The following is a 1,728-nucleotide window of genomic DNA, read 5'->3' as shown; positions in this document are numbered from 1 at the left end:
GGCCCACATCCAGATAACGCCATTCATCGAACAGGTTCGGACCGAAACCGGTGCGTTTGATCGACTTCAGAAATTGCTTCGGAATGATCTGGTCGGTGTCGACGTTGGCACGATCCAGAGGCGCGACAAGTCCAGTGTGCTGGGTAAAAGCTTTCATGCTGCGCTCCTTAGATCAATTCACGGACGTCGACGAAACGACCGTTCACAGCGGCGGCGGCGGCCATGGCCGGGCTGACCAGGTGAGTACGACCACCGGCACCCTGACGGCCTTCGAAGTTACGGTTGGAAGTCGAGGCGCAATGCTCGCCACTTTCCAAACGGTCCGGGTTCATCGCCAGGCACATCGAGCAACCCGGCTCGCGCCATTCGAAACCGGCGTCGAGGAAAATCTTGTCCAGGCCTTCCGATTCAGCCTGCGCCTTCACCAGACCCGAGCCCGGCACCACGATGGCCTGCTTGATGGTCGAAGCCACCTTGCGGCCCTTGGCGATCACGGCCGCAGCGCGCAAATCTTCGATGCGCGAGTTGGTGCAGGAGCCGATGAATACGCGGTCGAGCTGAATGTCGGTGATCGCCTGATTGGCGGTCAAACCCATGTACTTCAAGGCGCGTTCGATGGAACCACGCTTGACCAGGTCCATTTCCTTCGCAGGGTCCGGCACGTTCTGATCCACGGCCAGCACCATCTCGGGCGAAGTGCCCCAGCTGACTTGCGGCTTGATCCGGGTTGCATCGAGTTCGACGACGGTGTCGAACTTGGCATCGGCGTCAGACACCAGGTCTTTCCAGGCTTCGACGGCCAAGTCCCATTCCGCGCCTTTCGGAGCGAACGGACGGCCCTTGACGTAGGCCACGGTTTTTTCGTCGGCGGCCACCAGGCCTACACGAGCGCCGGCCTCGATGGACATGTTGCAAATGGTCATGCGGCCTTCGACGGACAGGTCGCGAATCGCGCTGCCGGCGAATTCGATGGCGTGACCGTTACCGCCCGCGGTGCCGATCTTGCCGATGACGGCAAGAACGATGTCCTTGGCGGTCACGCCGAACGGCAATTGGCCTTCGACGCGCACCAGCATGTTTTTCATTTTCTTCGCGACCAGGCACTGGGTGGCGAGCACGTGCTCGACCTCGGAAGTGCCAATACCGTGTGCCAGGGCACCGAACGCGCCGTGGGTCGAGGTATGGGAGTCGCCGCAGACCACGGTCATGCCCGGCAAGGTTGCGCCCTGCTCAGGGCCGATGACGTGGACGATGCCTTGGCGGACGTCGTTCATCTTGAACTCGACGATGCCGTATTCATCGCAGTTGTCGTCGAGGGTCTGAACCTGCAAACGCGAGACCTGGTCGGCAATGGCTTCGATGCCGCCCTTACGCTCCGGGGTGGTCGGTACGTTGTGGTCCGGGGTCGCGATGTTGGCATCGATGCGCCAAGGCTTGCGCCCGGCCAGACGCAGGCCTTCGAAGGCTTGCGGCGAGGTCACTTCGTGGATGATGTGACGATCGATGTAGATCAGCGCAGAGCCATCGTCGCGCTGCTTGACCAAATGCGAATCCCAGAGCTTGTCGTAGAGCGTTTTGCCGGCCATCAGACGTTTCCTCATCAGCTTGTTTCTATGCCCCGGGCTTTGAGATTTTCAATAACCCTTTGGCTTGTGAGGCTGATCCTATGGGGTTACATTAAATAACTCAAATTCATATTTTTTATGCTTTGGATAACCAACTGGAATG

The 1,728-nt window shown here is 59.4% G+C and carries 1 protein-coding gene and 1 pseudogene; both read right to left on the bottom strand.

The window, feature by feature from the left end:
* Nucleotides 1-157: pseudogene (locus D8V06_RS26735) on the bottom strand (3-isopropylmalate dehydratase small subunit); the annotation flags it as partial.
* A 10-nt stretch (nt 158-167) separates the two neighbouring features.
* Nucleotides 168-1,586 carry a 3-isopropylmalate dehydratase large subunit gene (gene leuC / locus D8V06_RS26730; RefSeq protein ID WP_056853712.1) on the bottom strand — a complete coding sequence of 473 codons (1,419 nt, stop codon included), beginning with the start codon at nt 1,584-1,586 and terminating at the stop codon, nt 168-170.
* Between the last annotated feature and the right edge of the window lie 142 nt (nt 1,587-1,728).

Source organism: Pseudomonas sp. Sample_24 (genome assembly GCF_004307605.1).
Classification (GTDB): domain Bacteria; phylum Pseudomonadota; class Gammaproteobacteria; order Pseudomonadales; family Pseudomonadaceae; genus Aquipseudomonas.
This window is presented reverse-complemented; position numbering and strand designations above follow the sequence as displayed.